Source organism: Nocardia sp. NPDC004415, from assembly GCF_053602435.1.
Genome location: NZ_JBSGDP010000048.1, coordinates 25,811 through 47,514 on the forward strand (window position 1 = coordinate 25,811; position 21,704 = coordinate 47,514).

The window sequence follows — 21,704 nt, forward strand, 5'->3', positions numbered from 1 at the left end:
GGTCGAGCGGCGAGCGGTGGCGGCGGAGTTTCCGGCAGCCGTCAGGACTGCGGAATATCCGCCAACAGACAGGTGGCGATCGCGGCGACGCCTTCGCCACGGCCGGTGAGCCCTAATCCATCGGTGGTCGTGCCGGACACCGACACGGGAGCGTCGAGTAATTCGCCGAGAACTTTCTGCGCCTCGGCGCGGCGCGGACCGATCTTGGGCCGGTTCCCGATGACCTGCACGGCGGCATTGACCACCGAGAAACCCTCCTCGGCCAGCAGCCTGCGGACCTCGGTGAGCATGGCGGCGCCGGTGACCCCGGCCCATTCCGGGCGGCCGACGCCGAAGACCGCGCCGACATCGCCGAGACCGGCGGCCGAGAGCAGGGCGTCGCACAGCGCGTGGGCGGCGACGTCACCGTCAGAGTGGCCCGCGCAGCCGTCGGCGTCGGGGAACAGCAGTCCGGCCATCCAGCAGGGACGACCGGGTTCGATGGGGTGCACGTCGCTGCCGATACCGACTCTCACCGGTCGACCGCCTGCTTCGCGGCGGTCTGGGCGAGGTCGGCTCGGTCGGCCGGGGCCGAGCCGGTGACGTCAGCCGACGACGGGGTGGGTGCGGCGAGGGCCGATTCCGTGCGCTCCGCCTGGTCGGCACGCAGGGCGTCGGCCAGGCGCAGGTCGAGCGGGGTGGTGATCTTGAAGGCGAGCGGGTCGCCGGTGACGGTGCGGACGGCGACGCCGAGGCGTTCGACCAGGCCGGCATCGTCGGTGGCGCCTGCCTCGGTGGCGTAGGCGCGGCGCAGCAGTTCGGCGTCGAAGCCCTGGGGGGTCTGGACGGCGCGCAGGTGGGCGCGCTCGGGAGTGCCGGTGACGACGCCCTGGTCGTCGACCGATTTCACCGTGTCGACCACCGGGAGCGCCGGAACGACGGCCTGGGCGCCCGCGTGCAGCTCGGCGGCCACCCGGGCGATGAGTTCCGGCGGGGTGAGCGCGCGAGCGGCGTCGTGCACGAGGTAGAACGCCGCGTCGAGCGCGGCCGCGATCCCGGCGCGCACCGAATCCGTGCGCTCGGCGCCGCCAACGACGACCTGCACCGGCACAGGGGGCATCGAACCGCCGGTCAGTGAGGTGGTGGACAGCAGAGCGGACGCGGCATCGACCAGCTCGATGGGTACGACGACGACCACCCGGTGCACCGCACCGGACGCGATCAGCCCGTCGACCGCCAGCCGGACCATAGGTGTGCCGCCGACCGGGACGAACGCCTTCGGGGTGGACTCACCCAGGCGCACGCCACGACCGGCGGCAGGGACCAGTGCTACGACAGGTCGCACTTCTAGGAAGCCGCGGCGAGGACCTCGTCGAGCAGCGATTCGGCCTTGCCGTCGTCGGTGCCCTCGGCGAGCGCGAGCTCACCGACGAGGATCTGACGAGCCTTGGCCAGCATCCGCTTCTCACCGGCGGACAGGCCGCGGTCCTGCTCACGACGCCACAGATCACGCACGACCTCGGCCACCTTGTTCACATCGCCGGAGGCGAGCTTCTCGAGGTTGGCCTTGTACCGGCGGGACCAGTTGGTCGGCTCCTCCGTGTGTGGCGCGCGCAGCACCTGGAAGACGCGGTCGAGACCCTCCTGGCCGACGACGTCACGGACGCCGACGTATTCGGCGTTCTCTGCGGGAACCCGAACGGTCAGGTCGCCTTGCGCAACCTTCAGGACCAGATACTCTTTCTGCACACCCTTGATGGTGCGGGTCTCGATTGCTTCGATCAGCGCCGCTCCGTGGTGGGGGTAAACGACGGTGTCTCCGACCTTAAAAATCATGTGTCCCGTGCCCCTTTCGATGTTCACAGTTTAACATGCGACTCGATAACGGCGCGATCAACTGTGCAGGTCAGGGCCACAACGAGGCCATCCTAGGGGTTGACAAGAAAGAATCGGTGTGCATTGCGTTGTGCCAGAACGGGTTAACCGCCAGCACAGCGACCGATATGCGTGCCCCGAGCACCGGGCATCGATCCGGCAACCCCGGTCCGGACACCGAACTGTTACTTCCGCGCCCGCGCGTCGCGAGCCCGGACGCCACACGCGCGGAGCCAACTACTACGCTGCCTAGTTACTACCCTCCGCTCCCCTCATCGGGACGGAGTGAGCCCGGTCGACATGGAGGACTAACCGTGACTGCCCTGAAAGCTGTGACCGCCCCGTCGGCGCGACGTCGCATGGCGACGGTTGCCGCGCTCGCCGCTGCCGCGGGCATCGCCCTGAGCGGCTGCAGTGCCGGCCAGCACACCCAGACCTCGTCGCAGGCCGCCGCCATCAACGGCAACCACGCCGAGGTGGGCGCGATCTCGCTGCGCAATGTGCACATCATCTACCCCGAGGCCGACGCCGAGCACGACAAGGGCGGCCGGGCCGTGCTGTCGCTGTCGATCATCAACGGCAGCGAGACCGTCACCGACGAGCTGACCAGCGTCAGCACCGACCTCGGCCAGGTCAAGCTGACCGGCCCCGCCAGCGACAGCAAGCTGGTGCTCGCGCCGCAGCAGACCGTGGTCATCGGCCCGGTCAACGCGCCCGGCGGCCCGGCGGCCGACGACCACCACGCCGCCCCGACCACCACCTCGGCCGCGCCGACCACCTCCGCCGCCCCGACCACCGCGGGCCAGGCCGAGGGCGACAAGCCCTCCAACGACCCGGCCGCCCAGCCCGGCTCGATCGAGATCACAGGCCTGACCGAGGACATCACCCCCGGCCTGACCTACAACGTCACCTTCAACTTCAAGGACGCGGGCACCGTGCAGGTGTCGGTCCCGGTGGACGCGGCCGCGACCATCCGCGTGGAGAACGAGAAGTCCGGCCCGGCCCCCGAGGGCGCCGGCGGTCACTGAGACTTTCGGTCCGACAGAGAAGCCGTCGCGGTTCGCCGCGGCGGCTTTCCTTTTTGTCGGAGCCGGTCCGTAGGGTGCGCGTGTGGCCAAGACCAAAGCTGTCTACCGATGCACCGCGTGCTCGCACGAGGTGTCCAAGTGGGTCGGTAAGTGCCCGGATTGCGGCGCCTGGGGCACGGTGAACGAGGTGGCCGTCTCGGCGGCGGCCGCGGCGCCGGGACGGCGGGCCATGCTGCCGAGCACGGCCGCCGCGCCGCTGTCGCAGATCGACGCCAAGGTCACCCGGGCGCGGTCGACGGGGGTCAGCGAGCTGGACCGGGTGCTCGGGGGCGGGGTGGTGCCCGGCTCGGTGGTGCTGCTGTCGGGTGAGCCGGGGGTGGGCAAGTCGACGCTGCTGCTCGAGGTGGCCGCCCGCTGGGCCGCGCAGCGGCAGGAGACCGCGCTCTACGTGACCGCCGAGGAGTCGGCCGGGCAGGTGCGGCTGCGGGCCGACCGGACCAACGCGGTGCACGACCGGGTGTATCTGGCGGCCGAATCGGATCTGTCGATCGTGCTCGGGCACGTGGAACAGGTGCGGCCGTCGCTGCTGGTGGTCGACTCGGTGCAGACCATGCTGGCCCCGGAGGTGGACGGGGTGATCGGCGGGGTCACCCAGGTGCGCGCGGTCACCGCGGCGCTCACCTCGCTGGCCAAGGCCAGCGGGATCGCGGTGCTGCTGGTCGGGCACGTCACCAAGGACGGCAATGTGGCCGGGCCGCGCACGCTCGAGCACCTGGTGGACGTGGTGCTGCAGTTCGAGGGCGACAAGAACTCCTCGCTGCGCATGGTCCGCGGCATCAAGAACCGCTTCGGCAGTGCCGACGAGGTGGGCTGTTTCGAACTGCACGAGGACGGCATCGCCTGCGTCGACGACCCGTCCGGGCTGTTCCTGCACCACCGCACCGACACCGTGCCCGGCACGGCCGTCACCGTGGCCATGGACGGCAAGCGCCCGCTGGTCGCCGAGGTGCAGGGGCTCACGGTGAAGACCGAGATCCCGCAGCCGCGGCGCGCGGTGAGCGGGCTGGACTACAACCGCGTCGCCATGGTGCTGGCCGTGTTGCAGAGCCGCGGGCGGGTCTTCCTCGGCAAGCACGACGTGTACGCCGCGACCGTGGGCGGGATGCGGCTCAACGAGCCCACCGCCGACTTGGCCATCGCGCTGGCCATCGCCTCGGCCGAGGCCGATATCGCGCTGCCCGCGGGCTGGGTGATTCTCGGCGAGGTGGGGCTGGCCGGGGAGGTCCGCAAGGTCACCGGGCTGTCCCGACGCCTGGCCGAGGCCGAACGGCTGGGTTTCACGACCGCCCTGGTGCCGCCCGGTTCGGAGAAAACCAAGATCGGTTCCATGCGAATCCACGAGGTCGGCGACCTGCGTTCGGCACTGCGCCTGGCACAACTCCGCAAATCCCGCGCATCACGCGAACCCGTCGCCGCGGAATAATCCCGGCAAACCGCGAATTCCGCGCCGGAGCGGCCATTTCACGCCAACAACCATTGACATCGCCGACGATCTTGCGAACCCTGCAAATCGACCGAACCTGAACATGTGACCTACCGCGCACCCGGACAATGCGCGGCGCGCGCGTCAGTCGGCGAGATTGAACGGTTCGGCGGCGCTGCGGATCGAGCCGAGCTGGGCCACCACCATGTAGGCGCCCGCGGGTACCGGCAGCCGGTCACCCGCGCACTCGGGCTGGGAGGTGGTACCGAACCAGGTGCCCTTGTAGGACAGCTGCTGCCCGGCCGCGAGGGTCTTCGGGTCCGGCGGGCCGTCGGGGTTGCAGTCGTTGCTGGCCCACAGCCTGCGCTGGCCGTCGAGGGTGTAGACGAGGAACTGCGGGCCCGCGCCGAGATCACGGCTGCACGGCGCCGAGGAGATATTGGTGATGACGGTCCCGAACCCCGGCTGATCGCCCACCCGGTAGGTCGGCTGGCCGACGGTCACCTTCAGCGCCAGCGACTGGTCCGGGCACGGCTGGGCCGCGGGCTGATCGGTGGCCGACGGGCTGGAGGTGGCCGAGCTGGTACTCGTCGCGGTCGTGCTCGAGGTGGCACTGCTCGACTCGGAGGTGGTGCTCGACGCGTCCGCGCTGCTCGATTCCGCCGTGGTGGTGGCCGCCACGGGTTTCTCACCGGAGGAGTCGCCGCCGCGCGTGACCATCACGGCCAGCCAGATCACCAGCACGAGGGCGACGGCGACGATGCCGATGGCGAGCGCGCGGCGACGCCAGTAGATCTCCGGTGGCAGCGGTCCATTCGGTTCCAGCACGCCTCAACGGTAAGCGCAGCGCACGGGGGCGCGCTCGATGACCTCGGCGTGTCGGCGGCCGGAACCGAACCGCGACGCTGGTATTACCGGATTTCGCCGATGTTGCCCACGGTGCTGCGCAGCTGCGCGCGCCCGTCCTCGAGCTTGTAGGTGACGCTGGCGATCGCGAGCTGGCCGGTGGCCACCCGCTGGGAGATGATCATCGACCGCTGCATGAGCAGTCGCGAGGTCTCCTCCACGTGCCGCGCCTCGAACTCGTCGATGGTCTCCAGGCCCTCGCGGCGGCCGATCAGGATCGACGGGGTGACCCGCTCGACGATGCTGCGGATGAACCCACCAGGGACCTCGCCGCCGTCGAGGGCGTCGATGGTGGCCTTCACCGCGCCACAGCTGTCGTGGCCCAGGACCACGATCAGCGGCACGTTGAGCACCTCGACGCCGTACTCGATCGAGCCGAGCACCGAGCTGTCGATCACGTGACCGGCGGTCCGGACGACGAACATGTCGCCGAGGCCCTGGTCGAAGATCAGCTCGGCGGCCACCCGCGAGTCACCGCAGCCGAAGAGGATGGCGTGCGGATGTTGACCGCCGACGAGCTTGGCTCGATCGGCGGCGCCCTGGCTAGGATGCAGCAGATCACCGTTGACGAAGCGCTCGTTGCCTTCGCGCAGTGACTTCCAGGCACTTATCGGATTAGAACCAGGCATACCGACCATTGTGCACAGACCGTTGGTTACCAGCGAGTCCGCGGCGTTACGCGTCGGCAAATGAAGCCTGACGGAGGCGGAACGACAACAGTGAGTATCGACGCGGAAGTCCTGCTGGACTGGTTCACCGACACCGCGCGCGACCTGCCCTGGCGCAGGCCCGAGGCCACCGCCTGGCACATCCTGATGAGCGAGATCATGCTGCAGCAGACGCCGGTGGTGCGGGTGGAGCCGATCTGGCGCGAATGGGTGGCGCGCTGGCCGGTGCCCTCGGCGATGGCGGCGTCCTCGCAGGCCGAGGTGCTGCGCGCCTGGGGCAAGCTCGGCTATCCGCGCCGGGCGCTGCGGCTGCACGAGTGCGCGCGGGTGCTGGCCGAACAGCACGGTGACGTGGTGCCCTCCGATGTCGACGTGCTGCTGAGCCTGCCCGGCATCGGCGCCTACACCGCCCGTGCGGTCGCCTGTTTCGCCTACGGTCAGCGAGTTCCCGTGGTGGACACCAACGTCCGCCGCGTGGTGGCCCGCGCGGTACACGGCCGCGAGCCGGGCAACCCGGCCGCGCGCGATCTCGCCGAGACCGAGGCCCTGCTGCCCACGCCCGTCCCCCGCGCCGCGAAGTTCTCCGCCGCCCTGATGGAACTGGGCGCCCTGGTGTGCACGGCCCGCAACCCCGGCTGCGCGGACTGCCCGCTGCCGGATTGCGCCTGGGTCGCCGCCGGGAAGCCCGCCGCCACGGTGGCGCGCAAGGTGCAGAAGTACGAAGGCACCGATCGTCAGGCGCGCGGGCGGCTGCTGGATGTGCTGCGCGACGCGTCGGGGCCGGTCGAACGGGTGCGCCTGGATCTGGCCTGGACCCGCGACCCCGGTCAGCGGGCGCGGGCGTTGGACTCATTGCTGGTCGACGGCCTGATCGAACAGACCGAGGACGGCCTGTTCGCCCTGGCAGGCGAGGGCAGCTGACCCCCGGACCGCGCACCGACACTGCGCCGAGCGCCGCCTCTGTGCGCCGTCGCGCTCAACGCGGGCTGCGCGCCGGACCGCCTGCGCCGACACCGCCTCGAGCACCACCGCGAGGCGCACCCGATGGCAGGCGTGTACTCCGGCGGCAGCCCTATCGGAATCAGGTGGTGCGAGCTCAGTCGAGCACGCGGGCGAGGAACCCGCCGACCAGCTCGCGGTACTCCTCGGGCCGCTCGTCGTGCACCAGATGCCCCGCACCCTCGACCCACGCGTACTCGGCATCCGGGTGCACCTCCGCCATGGTCCGCATCTGACCCGGCGGGGTGATGGTGTGCTCGCCCTCGATGAGCAGTGTGGGCATCGTGAGCGATTTCCATTCGGTCCAGAAATCGCGGGTGCCCCATTCCTCGGAGATCGCGCGGAAGGTGTCGACCTCGCCGTGCAGGCGATAACCCTCGACGCTCCCGGTGAAAGCGCGCAGGAAATACCGGCCCGCGACCGGCCCGAAATAGTCGAGCACCGCCTGGTCGTCCGCGAACGGCTGCGGCCAGGAGTGGATGAGTTCGGCCCAGTGCGCGGCGGTGCGGCCGGTGAAATCGGGGGCGATGTCCTCGACGACCAGCGCGCGGACCCGCTCGGGATGGGTCGCCGCGAAGACCCAGCCGTGGATGGCGCCCATCGAATGCCCCACGATCACCATCGGCTCGCCGATCCCGGCGGTGAGCCCGGCCAGATCGGCCACGAATGCCTCGGTGCTGAGCTCGGCGGGCGGGGTGCGCCCGTGCCCGGCCGCGTCGACGGCGTACACGTGCCCGTACTCACGCAACCACGGCAACTGATCGGACCAGGTCCGCGCACTGCCCATCAACCCGTGCAGCAGCAGGATCGGGACGCCGGTTCCGCCTTCGTCGTACAACACCCTGCCGATTGTGCACCGTATTGTCGAGGTCATGGCTGTTGTGAAGATCAATGCGATCGAGATCCCCGAAGGTGCCGGTCCGGAGCTGGAGAAGCGCTTCGCCGCGCGGGCCCACGCGGTGGAGAACTCCCCCGGTTTCCTCGGCTTCCAGTTGCTGCGCCCGGTCGCCGGTGACAACCGGTATTTCGTGGTGACGCAATGGGATTCGGAGGAATCCTTCGCCGCGTGGCGCGACGGTCCGGCGCGCGCCGCGCACGCGGGCAACGGTGGTGAGGGCGAGCGTCCCAAGCCGGTCTCCACGGGTGCCTCGCTGCTCGAGTTCGAGGTCGTCCTCGACGTGCCCGCCAAGGGCTGACAGCGGCGTTTCCGCTGGACATGCGGATGCGCGTATTGACGTGGGCGCCTCGCGACTGTCACAGTTCGAGGGAAAACATACGCGAGGGTGCGCGGTAATCCGGTGAGATTCCGGAGCGGTCGCGCCACTGTATCCACGTACCGGGTCCCCGGTGCCGGAGAGCCAGACACCGGCACCTTCGCACCGCTTCGACCGTGGGACGCGTATCCCTGAGGAGGACCCGAATGGCGCTCGCGCATTCACCCAGCCGGTCTGCCGGCCTGGACAACCTGGCCACCGTGCTCGTCACGGTCGGTGTCGTTCTGCTCGCACTGCTCACGCTGTACCTGGTCGGATTCGATCAGGGTGCCGTCTCCCGTAGCGGCATGTACCTGCACGAGCTGATGCACGACGGACGCCACCTGCTGGGTGTCCCGTGCCACTGATCGGATCACTCAAGACCCTGCTGTTGCGCGGCCTGCTGGCCGGCCTGATCGCCGGCCTGCTGGCCGCCACAGTGGGCTATTTCGTCGGCGAGCCCCAGGTGGACGCCGCGATCGCCATCGAGGAAGCCGCCGCCGCTCCTGCCGAGCACGGTCACGAGGCGGCCGAACCCGAGGGCCACTCACACGGCGACGAGGACGAACCGCTGGTCAGCCGCTCCGGGCAGAAGGCGGGACAGTTCCTCGCCCTCGGTCTGGCCGGGATGGCCTTCGGCGCGCTGCTCGCGTCCGCGCTCAATGTCGCCCGCCGCTTCACGAGTCTGTCGGGGCCGCGCCTGTCGCTGCTCGCCGCCGGATTCGCGTGGGCGGCGATCGTGGCGGTGCCGTTCTTCAAGTACCCGGCCAACCCGCCCGCGGTGGGTGACCCGGAGACCATCAACAGCCGCACCTGGCTGTGGGTCGCCGCCGTGGTACTCGGTCTGCTCGCCGTCGCGGCCTCGGTCGCGGCCTACCGGGCGCTGGCCGGGCAGCTCGACACGCTGCGGCTCATCGCGGCGGTGGTCGCGTTCGTGCTGGTCACCACCATCGGCTACATCCTGCTGCCCGGGGTGAACGAGGTGGCCGAGGACTTCCCCGCGACGCTGCTGTGGCGTTTCCGGGTGGCCTCGCTGGCCGAGACCACCACGCTGTGGGTGTCGCTGGGCCTGGCCTTCGCCGCGCTCACCGAGTTCGCCTCGCGGTCTAGCACCGCGGTACCGGAGAAGGCCGCTACCGCAGGGTGATCCGCGCGGGTATCGCGTGAAGGCAGTGTCGGTGTCATGACCGACACTGCCTTTTCCGTTTCCGCGTATCGTCCCCGCGCGGTGGTCGTCGCCTTCGGGGCCTTGCTCACCGCGCTCGCGGCGGGGGTGGCCGAGGGGGTGCTGCGCGCGGTGCGCGGTGGCGACGAGTTCGGCGCCACCGCGGCCGGACTGCTGCCCCGCCTCGCCCTGTATCTGGTCGTCGCCGCCGTCGCCCTGTACATGGTGCGGGGCAGCCGGATCGCGCGTGCGGTCCTGACCGTGGGCATCGGCGTGGTCGGGATGATCTCGCTGATCATCGAACCGTTGGCGGTGCTGCTGTCCACCGACGACTTCGCCGCGCTGTTCACCGGCCTGTCGCCGTCGTCGACCGTGCTGGTGAGCCTGCGGGCCGTGCACATCCTGGCGGTCGCGGTCGCGATCCCGGCCATGTACAGCCCGGCGGCGCACCGCTGGTTCACCCAGCGGTGACCCGGCTCAGATCAGTTCGGCGTCCAGTTCGATCTCGGGGACACCGCTGAGCGCCTTGCTGACCGGGCAGCCGTTCTTGGCGGCGGTGGCCGCGGTGTAGAAGCCCTGCGCGTCGAGCCCGGCGGCGACGGCGCGCACGGTCAGCTTGATCTTGCTGATCTGGAACCCACCGGCCGGGTCGGGCGCGAGGGTGACATCGGCGGTGACGTCGAGGCTCTCCGGGGTGCCCCCGGCATTGGCGATCTCGGCCGAGAGCGCCATCGAGTAGCACGAGGAGTGCGCCGCGGCGATGAGCTCCTCGGGGCTGGTGCCCTCGGCGTTGTCGGCGGCGCGGCGCGGGAAGGTGACGTCGTACTTGCCCACCCCCGAGCTGACCAGTTCGACCTGTCCGGAACCATCCTGCAGCCCGCCCGCCCAGAGGGTGCGTGCGCTACGAGTCGGCATGCCAAATCCTTTCTAGGCCACGCTGCCGGTGACCTCGTCGAGTCGTTCCAGCATCTCCGGCCAGACCTGCTGGTGCAGGTCACGAATGGCCGCGGTGGGGAACCCGGAGTGCCGCAGGCGCAGCCGGATGCCGCGCGGCTGCTTGCGGAATTCGACGTCGACCACGGTCTCCACGCCTTCGGTGGCGGCGGTCACCCAGGTGAACACTACGCGCCGGTCCGGCTCGAGCGTGAGGATCCGGCCGTAGTGCGGGTTGCCCTTGTCCGCGGTGCCGGTGTCGAAATAGAGGGGCTCGCCGACGAGGGGACGCATGCGCACCGAGCCGGGAACCGCCAGCCACAGATCCAAGCCCTGGGTCCAGGTCGCGTAGAGCAGACTGGGCGCGGCTTTCATCACGCGCTCGACCGTCAGCTCGTGCGGTCGTGAGGACAGGTCCGGGTGGCGAACTGGCTGGTCCATCCGTGGACTGTACCGGCTCGCGCCCCACGAACGCCGCATCGGGTGTGGCGCAGTGTCACTCGGGATTGGTGACCCGGGCGAGCACGATGCCGCCCAGGATCAGCGACAGGGCCAGGATCCGGCCCGCGCTGAGCGGGTCCTTGTGCACCACGATGCCCAGCGCGATGGCGCCGACGGCACCGATTCCGGTGAACACCGCGTAGGACGTGCCGACCGGCAGCTGCTGCATGGCCCGCGAGAGCAGGTAGACCGCCAGCGAGCCCAGCGCGATGCACAGCAGGGTCGGGCCGAGGCGGGTGAAGTTCTCGGTGGGCTTGATGGTCTGCGCCCAGACGATCTCCACCAGCCCGGCCAGGCCGAGGATCAGCCAGCTCATCGCACGTACTCCACGGCCAGCTCGCGGACCCGCACCTGGGCGGCGAGCAACGAGGTCTCGTGCGCTTCGCGCAGGTGGGCCAGGTTGGGGTCCTGCACCGCGTTGGCCAGTTCGGCGTGCACGAAGGTGGTGTCGGTGACGGCGAAGTGCCCGGCGAAGAAGTCACGCAGATAGCGCTCCTGATAGTCGAACGCCGCCTTGGGCGCGCCCGGCGAGTACGCCCCACCGCGCGCGCTGACCACCACGAAGCGGCGCTGCCCCAACGACATTCGCGGGAAGGTGACCTGGTCGAGCCAGGCCTTCAGCGCGGCGGGGATCGAGTAGTTGTACATCGGCGTGCCGATCAGGATCACGTCGGCGGCCAGCACTTCGGCCAGCAGCGGTTCGACGATCCGCCAGGCCGCTTTCGCCGCGGGTGTGGTGGCCAGGTCGGCGAGCCGGTGCAGGTCGGTGCGGCCCGCGGCCAGGACCGCGTCGCAGAGTTCGGTCCAGCCCGCGTCGATGAACGGCGTCGGCTGGGCCGCGAGGTCGCGATAGGTGTAGGTGCCGGTGGCCCCGGCGGCACGCCAGGACTGGACGAATTCCGCGCCGAGACCCCGGCTGACGGAGGTGGGGCGGGCGCTGGCGTCGAGGTGCAGCAGGTGCGTCATGGTCGAGCCTCTCCAGATGTGGACATAATGTCCGCTTGTCGTGGAACGAACCATAGAACACAAGTGGACATCTTGTCCACATTCCCGTTTCTGGGCTACAGTCGAGGACATGGAGCTTCGATCCGACCTGCTCACCGGCACGGCGACGCCGCCGGAACGCACCGACGCCGCCCGCAACCGGGCCAAGGTGCTGGCGGCGGCCGCCGAACTCTTCGCCACCCGCGACCCACGCACGGTCACCATGGACGACATCGCCAAGGCCGCGGGCGTCGGCCGCGGCACCCTCTACCGCCGCTACCCCGATCGCACCGCCATCGCCGTGGCCCTGCTCGACGAGCACGAACGCGCCCTGCAACAGCACCTGCTCAGCGGCGAGCCACCCCTCGGCCCCGGCGCCCCGCCCGCCGAGCGCCTGGCCGCCTTCTACGCCGCGATGGTCGAATTGCTGGGCACCCATGCGCATCTGGTGCTCGGCGCGGAGGCCGGCGGCGCCCGCTTCGCGACCGGCGCCTACGGCTTCTGGTCGGTACACGTCCGCGCGCTGCTCACCGAAGCCGCTGTGCCGCAGCCTGATTCGCTGGTCGACACCGCGCTGGCGCCACTGGCCGCCGAGGTCTACCTGCAGCAGCGCGAGCGCGGGCTCACCCAGGCCCAGATCGTCGACGGGCTGACCACGCTCGCCCACCGGCTGCTGCGGCCACACGGATCTGTCGGACCCGGCGAGTAGCGTCCGCCCCGTGACGAGCACCCACGACGACACCACCCGCTTCTGGACCCTGATCGACTCCGCCTGGGCCGCGACGGGCACCACCCCCGCCGCCGTGCTGCGCGCGGGATACGACGGGTTCGACGCCCACCTCGACGCCTTCCTGGCCCAATTGGCCACGCACGCCGAGGGTTTCACCGGCGCGGAACTGATGGCGCTCGACCGGGTCGCCGAGCGCGCGCTCTACGACATCGACCGCGCCGACATCCAGGAGATCACCGACGGCTCCGACGACGGGTTCCTCTACGCGCGCGGGTTCATCGTCGCGCTGGGTCGCGAGTACTACGAGGCGGTGCGCGCCGATCCGAGCGCCGCGATCACCGATGCCGAGTGTGAGGAGATGTGCTATTTCTTCGCCCATCTGCATCATCTGCGCTTCGGCACCTTTCCCGATACCGGTTCGGGGATCTCGCGGGAGACGGCGTCGAATCCGGCGGGCTGGAGCTGATCAGGCCAGGTCGCGGCGGGTCATGAGCCAGATCGTGCCCGCCGCGAACACCACCGCGTAGGCGGCGAGCAGGCCCAGCGACTCACCACGGGTGAGGATGTCGAGCACCCCGGGTGTGGCCGGGCCGTCCACCGTGCGCATGGCGCCCGCGAGTGACCCGGCGGCGGTGCCGGGCAGCAGGTCGGTGACGGTCTCGATCGGGCCGAAGATGTTCGCCACGCCGCGCAGCAGGTTCTCCACGACCAGCACCCAGACCAGGCCGAGCCCGACAGCGAGCGCCGGACCGCGCGCTACCGCGCCGATGAACGCACCGGCCAGCGTCCACATCCCCAGAATCGCTGTCCCGGTGAGTATTCCGAGCACCGAACGCTCGACCGACGGCAGCGCCAGCGACTGTCCCTCGGTGGCCGCGATGAGCGCCGAGACGCCGAGGTCGACGGCGAAGGCCGCGCACACCAGCCCGACCACCACCAGCACCAGGCCAACCAGCAGCCCACCGACCGCCGCCGGTCGGCCCGGCCCCTGGGTGAACACCGTCTTCCAGGTACCCCAGCCGTAGCCGCTGCCGACTGCCAGCGCGCCGAGCAGCAGCATCAGCGCCCCGCCGAACATGGCCATGCCCTGGGTGAACACCTCCGGCACGGCCGCGGGCAGCAGTTGCCCGAGCAGCACCTCGCGGGGCAGGCCGTCCGACAGGGCGCCACTTTCGCCGGAGGTGTAGGCGAGGTAATTGAACAGGTAGGCGAAGGTGAGGTTGAGCAGCACCCAGGTGCCGAGCACGATCCAGAAGGCGGGCCAGCGCCGCAACCGCAGCGCCTCGGCGCGCAGACTCGACCACAGATCCCTTGTCGTACCGATCATTTCGCGACCTCCATCGCTGTCATCTCGAAGAACACTTCCGCCAGGGACCTCTCGTCCACGCGCAGCTCGCTCAGGTCCGCGCCCGCCCCGACGACCGCGCGGGCCATCTCGGGGGCCCGTGCCGCCGCCACATCGACGCGGATGCCGTCGGGCCCGGCCTGCGCGGGCGCGCCGGTGGCCCGAATGGCGTCCAGCGCCGTACGCACCGGTTCGGCGCGCACCAGAAGCGATGCGGTGCCGCGTAATTCGGCCACCGTCGACTCCGCGAGCAGCCGTCCGCCGGAGATCACGCCGACGCGATGGCAGATCTCCTGCACCTCGGTCAGCTGGTGACTCGACAGCAGGACGGTGTGGCCGTCGGCGGCGAGGTCGACGATGAGGGCGCGCATGTCGGCGAGCCCGGCCGGGTCGAGGCCGTTGGTCGGTTCGTCGAGAATCAGCAGGTCGGGGTGGCCGAGCAGGGTGGCGCCGACACCGAGGCGCTGCTTCATGCCCAAGGAGTAGGCGCGGAAACGGTCGTCCGCGCGGTCGGCCAGACCCACCCTGGCCAGCACCCGGTCGACCTCGCTGTCGGGGTGGCCCCGGTAGCGGGCCAGGACGCGCAGGTTGTCGCGGCCGGAGAGGTACGGGTAGAAGCCGGGGCCCTCGATGAGCACGCCGAGGCGGCGTAGGACCGCTGGGTCGCCGGGCGCGTGGCCCGCGACGGTGGCGGTGCCCGCGCTGGGGCGGATCAGGCCGGCCAGCATGCGCAAGGTGGTGGTCTTGCCCGCGCCGTTCGGGCCGAGGAAGCCGTAGATCTCGCCTGCGGCGACGCGCATGTCGACCGCGTCCACCGCGAGGTGCGCGCCGTAGCGCTTGGTCAGGCCGTTCGTGACGACGATCGCATCGTTCATGCATCGAGAATCCCCGGCGAGGTGCCGGTGCGGCATCCGTCCCGGAGCGGCAATCGGCCTACGTCGCGCGACCTACCGCCCGCGACCAGATTTACGGGTGCGGGCCGACGCGCGCGGCCCCGGTACGCAATAGGGTGACAGAGGTGGGAGCGTCTGCGAAGTGGGAGCGTGGCTCGGTCGTCGGTGACTGGGGCCTGGCGGTGGTTGTCGCGGTGATCCAGCTCGCCGGCAGTTCCGGCGCGAACGGGCATCAGACGGGGGTGCGCGCGCTCGACGCGTTCGCGTATCTGCTGCTGCTGGCCGGGCCGATCGCGCTGGGTTTCCGGCGGTTGCTGCCGGAACCCGTGCTGCTGGTGACGCTACTGGCGGCCGTGTCGTATGTGCTGCGCGACTACGGGTACGGGCCGATCTTCCTGTCGCTGGTGATCGCCTTCCTCACCGCCGCCGTCACCGGATCACGCTGGCGCACTTATCCGTTGGCCGCGCTCGGGTTCCTCACCATGGTGTGGCCGGTGCCCGCGCTGCTCGGCAGGGACACCGGCGCCTGGCAGGTGTTCGGGCTGCTCGCCTGGATCGGGGTGTTGGTCGGGATCGCCGAGGGTATCCGGCTGCGCCGCGCGGTCGTGCTGGCGCGCGAGCAGCGCGCCGAGGCGGCCCACCGCGACGAGCAGGCCCAGCAGGCCAGGGCCGCGAGCGAGGAGCGGCTGGCCATCGCGCGCGAGCTGCACGACGTGCTCGCGCACAGTCTCTCGCTGATCAATGTGCAGTCCTCGGTGGCGCTCGAGCTGTTCGATCGCAAGCCGCAGCAGGCGGCGGCCGCGCTGGCCACCATCAAGACCACCTCGAAAGAGGCGCTGGCCGAGGTGCACACGCTGCTGCACGCCATCCGCAGCGGGGCCACGGTGGCGCCGGAGGTGCCCGCCGAACCTGTTGCCGCCACCCCTGATTCGCCCGCGCCCGTGCCACCACCGCGTCCCGCGCCGCGCGCGCCCGCGCCCTCACTCGACGATCTCGACACCCTGCTGGAACGCACCCGCGCCACCGGCCTGGCCGTCGAGACCAAGATCATCGGCACCCCCAAGAAGCTGCCCAGCGTCATCGATGTGGCCGCCGCGCGGATCATCCAGGAATCGCTGACCAATGTCATCCGGCACGCGCCCGGCGCCGTCGCCACCGTCACGCTGCGCTACACCCCCGAAACGGTCGACATCACCGTCGACAACACCCGCCCCACCGGCACCACCGTGCGCACCGGACCCGGCGGCAACGGGATCATCGGCATGCGCGAGCGGGCACACGCGCTCGGCGGCGCGCTGACCGCCGGGCCGCGCCCGTCCGGAGGGTTCCGCGTGGCCGCGCGATTGCCCGCGCGACCAGCGGGTTCCGCCCCGGCCCGGGGCAGGAGTGCGTCCGGCGACGCCGCCACCGGCGCTGCGACGCTTCGGACGGGTGCGCCGGACCACGAGTCCCGGACACCGGAGTCGCGGGCGGCCGAGAACAGGCGGAGCTCGTCCGATGGGCAGAGCGAGGCCACCGCATGAGGCGACCGTCATGATCGCGCTGCCCCGCGCCGCCGCGGATGCCCGCCGGGGCGGGCGTTCGGCGGACCGTGACGTCCGCGGGATGAGGGGAACGGCATGAGCCGCGCGATCCGGGTGCTCGTCGCCGACGACCAGGCGCTGGTGCGGGGCGGTTTCGTGGCCCTGCTCGACGCGCAGGACGACATCGAGGTGGTCGGCGAGGCCGACAACGGCGAACAGGCCGTGCGGATGACCCGCTCGCTGGTGCCCGACGTGGTGCTCATGGACATCCGGATGCCGATCCTCGACGGCCTCGCCGCCACCAGGATGATCGCCGACGACGCGCACCTGTCCGAGGTGCGGGTGGTCGTGCTCACCACCTTCGAGCTCGACGAATACGTCTTCGAGGCGATTCGCGCCGGCGCCTCGGGCTTCCTGGTCAAACACACCGAACCGGCCGATCTGCTGCGCGCGGTCCGCGTGGTCGCCGAGGGCGAGGCCCTGCTCTCCCCCGGTGTCACCCGCCGCCTGCTCGCCGAATTCGCCACCCACACCAAACAGCCACCCCCGGATGCCCTCGCCGCGCTCACCGACCGCGAACGCGAGGTGATGACCCTCGTCGCCGAGGGCCTCACAAACGCCGAGATCGCCGCCCGCCTCCACCTCAGCCCCGCCACCGCCCGCACCCACGTCAGCCGCATCCTCACGAAACTCGCCGCCCGCGCCCGCACCCAACTCGTCGTCCTCGCCTACGAATCAGGACTGGTCCGCCCGGGCTGGCAATAACCTTGCCGTATAGGATTGATCTTATATAGGATCAATCCTATGCACCTCTACGCGGTGGAACTCGAGCCCGAAGTGGCTGGATGGCTTCGCTCGTTGACGCATCGCGAGTTCGCCCAGGTAGACGTGTATGTGGGCATGCTCGCCGAGCGCGCGACCACGCTCGGCGAGCCGTGGTCGAGGAATCTCGGCGCGGGTGTCCGGGAGTTACGATTCCACCTCCACCCGCGCCAGGTCCGAATCACCTATTGGCTCGCCGAGGGCCGCCGCGTCGTGTTGCTGACCGTCTTCTACAAGACACGGATGCGCGAGACTGAGGAAGTCGCACGAGCACGGGCCGCGCGCAAAGTGTGTGAGGCGGAGCACGGCCGCGCCCACACGGATTTCGACAGGAGGTAACCGACCATGACTGAGCACCCGTCGATGGATGACCTGCGGCGTGAACGGATGAGCCGTCCGGATTTCGACGCGGGAGAGTACGAGGCGGGACGCGCTGAGGCGATCCTGGCCATCGAACTGGCGCAGGCGATCCGGGAACGACGACTGGAACTCGGACTCACCCAGACGCAGCTGGCCGAACGCGCGGGCCTGCGTCAGCCTGAGGTGTCGCGCCTCGAATCCGGCGGTGGCACACCCACGATCGGCATGCTCGAGCGATTGGCCCATGCCCTGGAAGTACGTTTCGTCGCTCGCTTCGAGAAGCTCGACGCGGCGTGAACGCATCCGGCTGAGTCACGGACACCCGTGGCGTTTCGGTCGGGCGCCATGGCGTTTCGGTCGGGCGGGTGGGGGCCGGGCGTTGTTGCATCTGGCATGACTACGACCTTGACGGCCGGTGTTGGGCCGGTGGTGGGACGGCGGGCCTGGCCTGCGTTGCTCACGATGTTTCTCGGCAGTTTTTCGCTGGTGACGGCGGAGTTCCTGCCGCCGGGGGTGTTGACGACGATCGCGCGGGATCTGGGGGTGCGCGAGGGGGTCGTCGGGCTTTCGGTGAGTGTGACGGCGGTGACGGCGTTGCTGGCGGCGCTCGGGTTGGGGGCGGTGTTCCCGCGGCTGGATCGGCGCACGCTGCTGTTGGGGCTCACGATCGCGGCGGTGGCGTCGAATGTGCTGGTGGCGGTGGCGCCGAATATCGGGTTGCTGCTGGTGGCGCGGCTGCTGCTGGGTGTGGCCGTGGGCGGGTACTGGTCGATGGCGCTGGTGATCGCGGCGCAGCTGGTGCCCGCCGAGCGGCTCGGCAAGGCGATGATGATCGTGAACGCGGGCACCACCGTGGCGACGGTGGCCGGTGTCCCGCTGGGCGTGCTGCTGAGCACCTTCGCCGGCTGGCGGGTCGTGTTCGTGGTGGCGGCGGGGCTGACGCTCGCCGCCGCGGTGACGGTGCGGCTGATCCTGCCGCCGATCGCGCCGAGGGAGGGCATCGGTTTCGCCGCGATGGGCAGCGCGCTGCGGGCCCCGGGGGTGACGCTGGGGGTGGTTGCCATTGTGGCGGTCATCGGCGGGCATTTCGCCGGATACACCTACATCCGGCCCGCCCTCGCCGAACTGCTCGGCGCGGGCCCGGCGGCGATCCCGGTGTTGCTCGCGCTGTTCGGAATCGGTGGTCTGCTCGGCAATTTCGTGCTCGGATCGCTGGCCGACAAGCATCTCGCGACCCTGCTGCTCGCCGTCCCCGTCGCCATCGGGCTGTCGCTCGCGGCGATCATCGCCTCCGGGGCCGTCCCCGCGCTGGCCTATGTCGCGGTGGTGATCTGGGGCGGGGCCTTCGGCGGCATCCTGAATCTGGTGCAGGTCTGGATATCCCGTGTGCTTCCCGACCGGATCGAAGCGGGCAGCGGCCTCGTCGTCGCCGGGTTCCAGACCGCGATCATCCTGGGTTCGGCCGTCGGCGGACGCGGCGTCGACACCCTCGGCCTGACCCCCACCTACTGGCTCGCGGCCGGTGCGGCCGTGCTCGGCGGGGTGCTCGTCCGGGCGTCGCTGGCCCGGCGCTGACGGTTCCCCGGCTCAGCCGGCGGCCCGCGGGTCCCGTTCGGCGGCCTCACCGGACGGGGTCCCGGTTTCGCGCCGCCACTGTGACGGGGTGCGGCCGGTATGGCGGCGGAAGGCCCGGCCGAAGGCGGTCTCGGAGCGGTAGCCGAGGCGACGGGCGATCGTGGCGATGGCGGCGTCGGTCTCGGCGAGCGCGTGCTGGGCGCGGTCCAGGCGCAGCTCGGTGAGGTAGCGGCCGGGGGTGCGTCCGGTGGCTGATTGGAAGCGGGCGGCGAACCCGGAGCGGGAGGCCAACGCGACGCGGGCCAGGGCTTCGACGGTCCAGTCCCGGCCGGGGTCGGCGTGGATGGCGGCCACTGCCCGCGCGATGCCGGGCTCGTCGACCCGCAGCAGCCAGCGCTTCGGCGCGCAGCCGAGGGCATGCCAGGCCTCCACGGCCATCGCGGCGATCAGGGTGGCGACGCGGTCGCCCTGCACACCGAACGGGTCGGCGCACTCCTGTACGAGGTGGCGGAACATGGTCGCGGCCAGTGGGGAATGCCGCACGAAGTCGGTCAGCAGCACTCGCTCGGGCAGGGCCGCCATGGCGCTGCCGGTGGCGGCCGGGGTCAGCCGGACGTGCAGCACGGTGCTGTCGGCGAGTGCTTGGACGGCGCAGCGATGCGCGCCGGGGACGAACAGGAAATCGCCACACGCCAGGTCTTCCGGCACGGCCAGACCCTCCACGCGGATCAGGCCGTCGAGCACGATCAGCGCGCTCGACTCCCCCGCCGGATGCGCCCACCCACCGGCCGCCAGCACGAACTCGTCGCGCCCGGCGAAGCGCCACCGCAGCCCCGCGAGCACTTCTTCGAGGCCGCGCGCATCCGAATCGACCAGCGACACCCGACACCCCTCACGGTGGAACTCCAACGGAATCTCACGGTAGCAAGACCGTCCGATCCCGGCGCAGCACACCGAATCGCCGCCCCCGTCCCCGTGGATAATGGCCGGGTGGTGAGTGCGCGGCGGATATCGGTGGTCGGTACGTCCGGGTCGGGGAAGAGCTCGCTGGCCCGGCGGATCTCCCGGCAGCTGGGAATCCCGCACATCGAACTCGACGCCATCCACCATCGCGCCGACTGGACGCCGCTGCCGACCGAACAGTTCCGGGCCGAGGTCAGCGAGCGGATCGCCCCCGAGCGCTGGGTGGCCGACGGCGCGTATCACAGCAAGCTCGGCTTCCTGGTCTGGGATCGGGCCGACACCGTGGTCTGGTTCGACCTGCCCAAGGCGCAGGTGATGTTCCAGATCGTCCGGCGTTCGGTGAGCCGGGCGTTCACCCGCGAGGAACTGTGGAACGGCAACCGGGAGAACTGGCGCAATCTGTTCGCGCTGCGGCCCGCACAGTCGGTGATCATGTGGGCGTGGACGACCTACGACCGCAACCGAACCCGCTACCTCGCCGCCCAGAACGACCCGGCCTTCGCGCATCGCACCTTCGTCCGCGTGCGCTCACACCGCGCAGCCGACCGGTTCCTCGCCGACCTCACACCCCACTGACCTGCGCCGGGAACGAAACCTCTTCCCACGAGTGAGGTCTCGTGTCGGTGCCCGCTGCTAGCTTCGGCGGACACTCAACGGGAGGAAGAGGAGTTACATCATGGGGGTGATCATGTCGTTCACCAGGGTGAGCGCCGTGGAGCTGGAACAGCTTGCGGCGACGACGGACTGGCCGGACGACTTCCTCGACGACGTGGAGCGCCACGACAACGGACCCGACGGCTACCTGGACAAATCCTGGGCGGGCCTGGAATTCCTGCTGCTCCAGGCGAACGTCGGAGTCAGCCTGTTCGACAACGGCCGCCCGCTCCCCGACGACAACTACTTCGCGTGGCACCCGGACGACGTCGCCGCCGCCGCGAAAGCCCTCACCCGCTTCCCCTTCGACGAACTGGCCCTGTTCTTCGACCCCGTGACAATGGACGGCGCCGGGATATACCCCGCCATCTGGACCCGCGACGGCCAGGACGCCCTGAACTACCTACGCCACCACTACGCCGCCCTCGAACAGGTCTTCCGCCACGCCGCCGAACACGGCTCCGGCCTCCTGCAACACTTCGGCTGACCCGGGAACCGGCGCGATAGGTTCGAGCCGTGGGACATTCGATCACAGCGCTTGTCGTGCCGGAAGCCATCGATACGGATGCGGCCGCTCGATGGGACCTGGTGCCGGTGCCGCTGTATGACGGACTGAGCCTGCTCCATGTGACGCACTACTACACCGCGTATTGGCAAGCCGTGCACGGTGTTACGGGACAGATGGAGCGGCCGCGCGGGATGCCCGCGCTCTTCCCGGGAGAAGACGTCATACGGGTGATCGTCGCCGACCTCACGGCACGGCTCGATCCCAGCTTCGCCGTGGTCCACACGGACTACTCGGCGGGTGTCGGTGCCCAGTGGGGTGCCGTCTGCCTTGCCGGTGCGGCGATCCGGTCCGTCTCGACCGTCAATGCCGCGCTGCGAATACTCGGCATCGTCGCCATGGCCGGGTCGGACGAATTCGACACCGTCGGGCTGGGGAGGCACCGATCGACGCCGGATTACCTCGAGCGCTACGTCGACCTCTGCGATGAACTGGGTGTGTGAGGCTCTGACGATAACGAAGTCCCCCCCCCCCAACCATTAGGGGGCGGGCTAGGTATA

General features: G+C 70.4%; 29 protein-coding genes, 1 pseudogene and 1 riboswitch. Of the genes and pseudogenes, 17 read left to right on the plus strand and 13 right to left on the minus strand.

Translation table 11 applies throughout. The features are described from left to right. Positions 1-41: 41 nt before the first annotated feature. From ispF to carD, 3 genes and pseudogenes are all read right to left on the minus strand, one after another. Positions 42-515 (minus strand): 2-C-methyl-D-erythritol 2,4-cyclodiphosphate synthase, encoded by a 474-nt coding sequence (gene ispF / locus ACWEMY_RS21245; protein ID WP_375933148.1) that lies wholly within the window; start codon positions 513-515, stop codon positions 42-44. 131 nt (positions 516-646) lie between these two features. Next, positions 647-1,324 (minus strand): annotated as a pseudogene (ispD, locus tag ACWEMY_RS21250) (2-C-methyl-D-erythritol 4-phosphate cytidylyltransferase); the annotation flags it as partial. 2 nt (positions 1,325-1,326) lie between these two features. Beyond that, positions 1,327-1,815 carry an RNA polymerase-binding transcription factor CarD gene (gene carD, locus ACWEMY_RS21255; RefSeq protein WP_019044685.1) on the minus strand — a complete coding sequence of 163 codons (489 nt, stop codon included), beginning with the start codon at positions 1,813-1,815 and terminating at the stop codon, positions 1,327-1,329. Between the two features lie 353 nt (positions 1,816-2,168). Here carD and ACWEMY_RS21260 point away from each other — a divergent pair, with 353 nt between their 5' ends. Together ACWEMY_RS21260 and radA are read left to right on the plus strand one after the other, a co-directional pair. Then, positions 2,169-2,882, plus strand: a complete 714-nt coding sequence (locus tag ACWEMY_RS21260) for a hypothetical protein (RefSeq protein WP_452391404.1) — start codon at positions 2,169-2,171, stop codon at positions 2,880-2,882. A gap of 82 nt (positions 2,883-2,964) precedes the next feature. Further along, complete coding sequence (gene radA, locus ACWEMY_RS21265) at positions 2,965-4,365, plus strand: DNA repair protein RadA (RefSeq protein ID WP_452391405.1); 1,401 nt, start codon at positions 2,965-2,967, stop codon at positions 4,363-4,365. 144 nt (positions 4,366-4,509) lie between these two features. Here radA and ACWEMY_RS21270 read toward each other — a convergent pair whose 3' ends face one another. After that, positions 4,510-5,193, minus strand: coding sequence for a hypothetical protein (locus ACWEMY_RS21270; protein ID WP_452391406.1), 684 nt, complete (start codon positions 5,191-5,193; stop codon positions 4,510-4,512). Positions 5,194-5,276: 83 nt separating this feature from the next. After that, positions 5,277-5,900 (minus strand): carbonic anhydrase, encoded by a 624-nt coding sequence (locus ACWEMY_RS21275; RefSeq protein WP_278260518.1) that lies wholly within the window; start codon positions 5,898-5,900, stop codon positions 5,277-5,279. A gap of 60 nt (positions 5,901-5,960) precedes the next feature. Here ACWEMY_RS21275 and ACWEMY_RS21280 point away from each other — a divergent pair, with 60 nt between their 5' ends. Then, positions 5,961-6,860, plus strand: a complete 900-nt coding sequence (locus ACWEMY_RS21280) for an A/G-specific adenine glycosylase (protein WP_452391407.1) — start codon at positions 5,961-5,963, stop codon at positions 6,858-6,860. Positions 6,861-7,035: 175 nt separating this feature from the next. Here ACWEMY_RS21280 and ACWEMY_RS21285 read toward each other — a convergent pair whose 3' ends face one another. After that, positions 7,036-7,779 (minus strand): alpha/beta fold hydrolase, encoded by a 744-nt coding sequence (locus ACWEMY_RS21285; protein ID WP_452391408.1) that lies wholly within the window; start codon positions 7,777-7,779, stop codon positions 7,036-7,038. A 31-nt stretch (positions 7,780-7,810) separates the two neighbouring features. Here ACWEMY_RS21285 and ACWEMY_RS21290 point away from each other — a divergent pair, with 31 nt between their 5' ends. From ACWEMY_RS21290 to ACWEMY_RS21305, 4 genes are all read left to right on the plus strand, one after another. Continuing rightward, positions 7,811-8,134 (plus strand): antibiotic biosynthesis monooxygenase family protein, encoded by a 324-nt coding sequence (locus tag ACWEMY_RS21290; RefSeq protein ID WP_375933130.1) that lies wholly within the window; start codon positions 7,811-7,813, stop codon positions 8,132-8,134. 70 nt (positions 8,135-8,204) lie between these two features. Continuing rightward, positions 8,205-8,326, plus strand: a riboswitch (cobalamin riboswitch). Between the two features lie 32 nt (positions 8,327-8,358). Continuing rightward, positions 8,359-8,559, plus strand: a complete 201-nt coding sequence (locus ACWEMY_RS21295) for a CbtB domain-containing protein (protein ID WP_375933127.1) — start codon at positions 8,359-8,361, stop codon at positions 8,557-8,559. Further along, positions 8,550-9,338 carry a CbtA family protein gene (locus ACWEMY_RS21300; protein WP_452391409.1) on the plus strand — a complete coding sequence of 263 codons (789 nt, stop codon included), beginning with the start codon at positions 8,550-8,552 and terminating at the stop codon, positions 9,336-9,338. Before ACWEMY_RS21295 ends, ACWEMY_RS21300 begins: the two co-directional genes overlap by 10 nt. Before the next feature lie 36 nt (positions 9,339-9,374). After that, a complete protein-coding gene (locus ACWEMY_RS21305) occupies positions 9,375-9,827 on the plus strand; it encodes a hypothetical protein (protein WP_452391410.1) in 453 nt (150 codons plus the stop codon). Positions 9,828-9,833: 6 nt separating this feature from the next. On the opposite strand, the gene ACWEMY_RS21310 is transcribed toward ACWEMY_RS21305, so the two are convergent. The 4 genes from ACWEMY_RS21310 to ACWEMY_RS21325 are packed head-to-tail and all read right to left on the minus strand — an operon-like array spanning position 9,834 to position 11,756. Further along, the gene (locus tag ACWEMY_RS21310) at positions 9,834-10,271 is read right to left on the minus strand and encodes an OsmC family peroxiredoxin (protein WP_375933119.1); all 438 of its coding nucleotides are present in this window, start codon (positions 10,269-10,271) and stop codon (positions 9,834-9,836) included. A gap of 12 nt (positions 10,272-10,283) precedes the next feature. Beyond that, a complete protein-coding gene (locus ACWEMY_RS21315; protein ID WP_375933116.1) occupies positions 10,284-10,730 on the minus strand; it encodes an SRPBCC family protein in 447 nt (148 codons plus the stop codon). Positions 10,731-10,785: 55 nt separating this feature from the next. Further along, entirely contained in the window at positions 10,786-11,106 is a 321-nt protein-coding gene (locus ACWEMY_RS21320; protein ID WP_375933113.1) for a DMT family transporter, read from the minus strand. After that, the gene (locus ACWEMY_RS21325) at positions 11,103-11,756 is read right to left on the minus strand and encodes an FMN-dependent NADH-azoreductase (RefSeq protein WP_452391411.1); all 654 of its coding nucleotides are present in this window, start codon (positions 11,754-11,756) and stop codon (positions 11,103-11,105) included. Before ACWEMY_RS21325 ends, ACWEMY_RS21320 begins: the two co-directional genes overlap by 4 nt. Before the next feature lie 109 nt (positions 11,757-11,865). Between ACWEMY_RS21325 and ACWEMY_RS21330 the strand changes: the two genes are divergently transcribed. After that, the gene (locus ACWEMY_RS21330) at positions 11,866-12,483 is read left to right on the plus strand and encodes a TetR/AcrR family transcriptional regulator (protein ID WP_452391412.1); all 618 of its coding nucleotides are present in this window, start codon (positions 11,866-11,868) and stop codon (positions 12,481-12,483) included. 10 nt (positions 12,484-12,493) lie between these two features. Continuing rightward, the gene (locus ACWEMY_RS21335; protein ID WP_452391413.1) at positions 12,494-12,970 is read left to right on the plus strand and encodes a DUF4240 domain-containing protein; all 477 of its coding nucleotides are present in this window, start codon (positions 12,494-12,496) and stop codon (positions 12,968-12,970) included. Here ACWEMY_RS21335 and ACWEMY_RS21340 read toward each other — a convergent pair whose 3' ends face one another. Further along, positions 12,971-13,831, minus strand: coding sequence for an ABC transporter permease (locus ACWEMY_RS21340; protein WP_452391414.1), 861 nt, complete (start codon positions 13,829-13,831; stop codon positions 12,971-12,973). Beyond that, complete coding sequence (locus ACWEMY_RS21345) at positions 13,828-14,724, minus strand: ABC transporter ATP-binding protein (RefSeq protein WP_452391415.1); 897 nt, start codon at positions 14,722-14,724, stop codon at positions 13,828-13,830. The genes ACWEMY_RS21340 and ACWEMY_RS21345 overlap by 4 nt, the downstream gene beginning before the upstream one ends. Before the next feature lie 143 nt (positions 14,725-14,867). On the opposite strand from ACWEMY_RS21345, the gene ACWEMY_RS21350 reads away from it, so the two are divergent. From ACWEMY_RS21350 to ACWEMY_RS21370, 5 genes are all read left to right on the plus strand, one after another. Then, positions 14,868-16,265, plus strand: coding sequence for a sensor histidine kinase (locus ACWEMY_RS21350; protein ID WP_452391416.1), 1,398 nt, complete (start codon positions 14,868-14,870; stop codon positions 16,263-16,265). A gap of 96 nt (positions 16,266-16,361) precedes the next feature. After that, positions 16,362-17,030: a response regulator gene (locus ACWEMY_RS21355; RefSeq protein WP_452391417.1), complete on the plus strand. Its 669-nt coding sequence runs from the start codon at positions 16,362-16,364 to the stop codon at positions 17,028-17,030. Positions 17,031-17,069: 39 nt separating this feature from the next. Next, positions 17,070-17,426 (plus strand): type II toxin-antitoxin system RelE/ParE family toxin, encoded by a 357-nt coding sequence (locus ACWEMY_RS21360; protein WP_452391418.1) that lies wholly within the window; start codon positions 17,070-17,072, stop codon positions 17,424-17,426. 6 nt (positions 17,427-17,432) lie between these two features. Next, positions 17,433-17,744: a helix-turn-helix domain-containing protein gene (locus ACWEMY_RS21365; protein ID WP_452391419.1), complete on the plus strand. Its 312-nt coding sequence runs from the start codon at positions 17,433-17,435 to the stop codon at positions 17,742-17,744. Positions 17,745-17,909: 165 nt separating this feature from the next. Next, positions 17,910-19,022 carry an MFS transporter gene (locus ACWEMY_RS21370; RefSeq protein WP_452391420.1) on the plus strand — a complete coding sequence of 371 codons (1,113 nt, stop codon included), beginning with the start codon at positions 17,910-17,912 and terminating at the stop codon, positions 19,020-19,022. Between the two features lie 12 nt (positions 19,023-19,034). On the opposite strand, the gene ACWEMY_RS21375 is transcribed toward ACWEMY_RS21370, so the two are convergent. Next, positions 19,035-19,904 (minus strand): helix-turn-helix domain-containing protein, encoded by an 870-nt coding sequence (locus ACWEMY_RS21375; protein WP_452391421.1) that lies wholly within the window; start codon positions 19,902-19,904, stop codon positions 19,035-19,037. Positions 19,905-20,036: 132 nt separating this feature from the next. Here ACWEMY_RS21375 and ACWEMY_RS21380 point away from each other — a divergent pair, with 132 nt between their 5' ends. The 3 genes from ACWEMY_RS21380 (at position 20,037) to ACWEMY_RS21390 (ending at position 21,647) form a co-directional block, all read left to right on the plus strand. Beyond that, positions 20,037-20,561 carry a hypothetical protein gene (locus ACWEMY_RS21380; RefSeq protein ID WP_452391422.1) on the plus strand — a complete coding sequence of 175 codons (525 nt, stop codon included), beginning with the start codon at positions 20,037-20,039 and terminating at the stop codon, positions 20,559-20,561. Between the two features lie 100 nt (positions 20,562-20,661). Further along, positions 20,662-21,126, plus strand: a complete 465-nt coding sequence (locus ACWEMY_RS21385; protein ID WP_452391423.1) for a YfbM family protein — start codon at positions 20,662-20,664, stop codon at positions 21,124-21,126. 29 nt (positions 21,127-21,155) lie between these two features. Further along, positions 21,156-21,647, plus strand: a complete 492-nt coding sequence (locus ACWEMY_RS21390) for a hypothetical protein (RefSeq protein WP_375933078.1) — start codon at positions 21,156-21,158, stop codon at positions 21,645-21,647. Positions 21,648-21,704 lie beyond the last annotated feature (57 nt).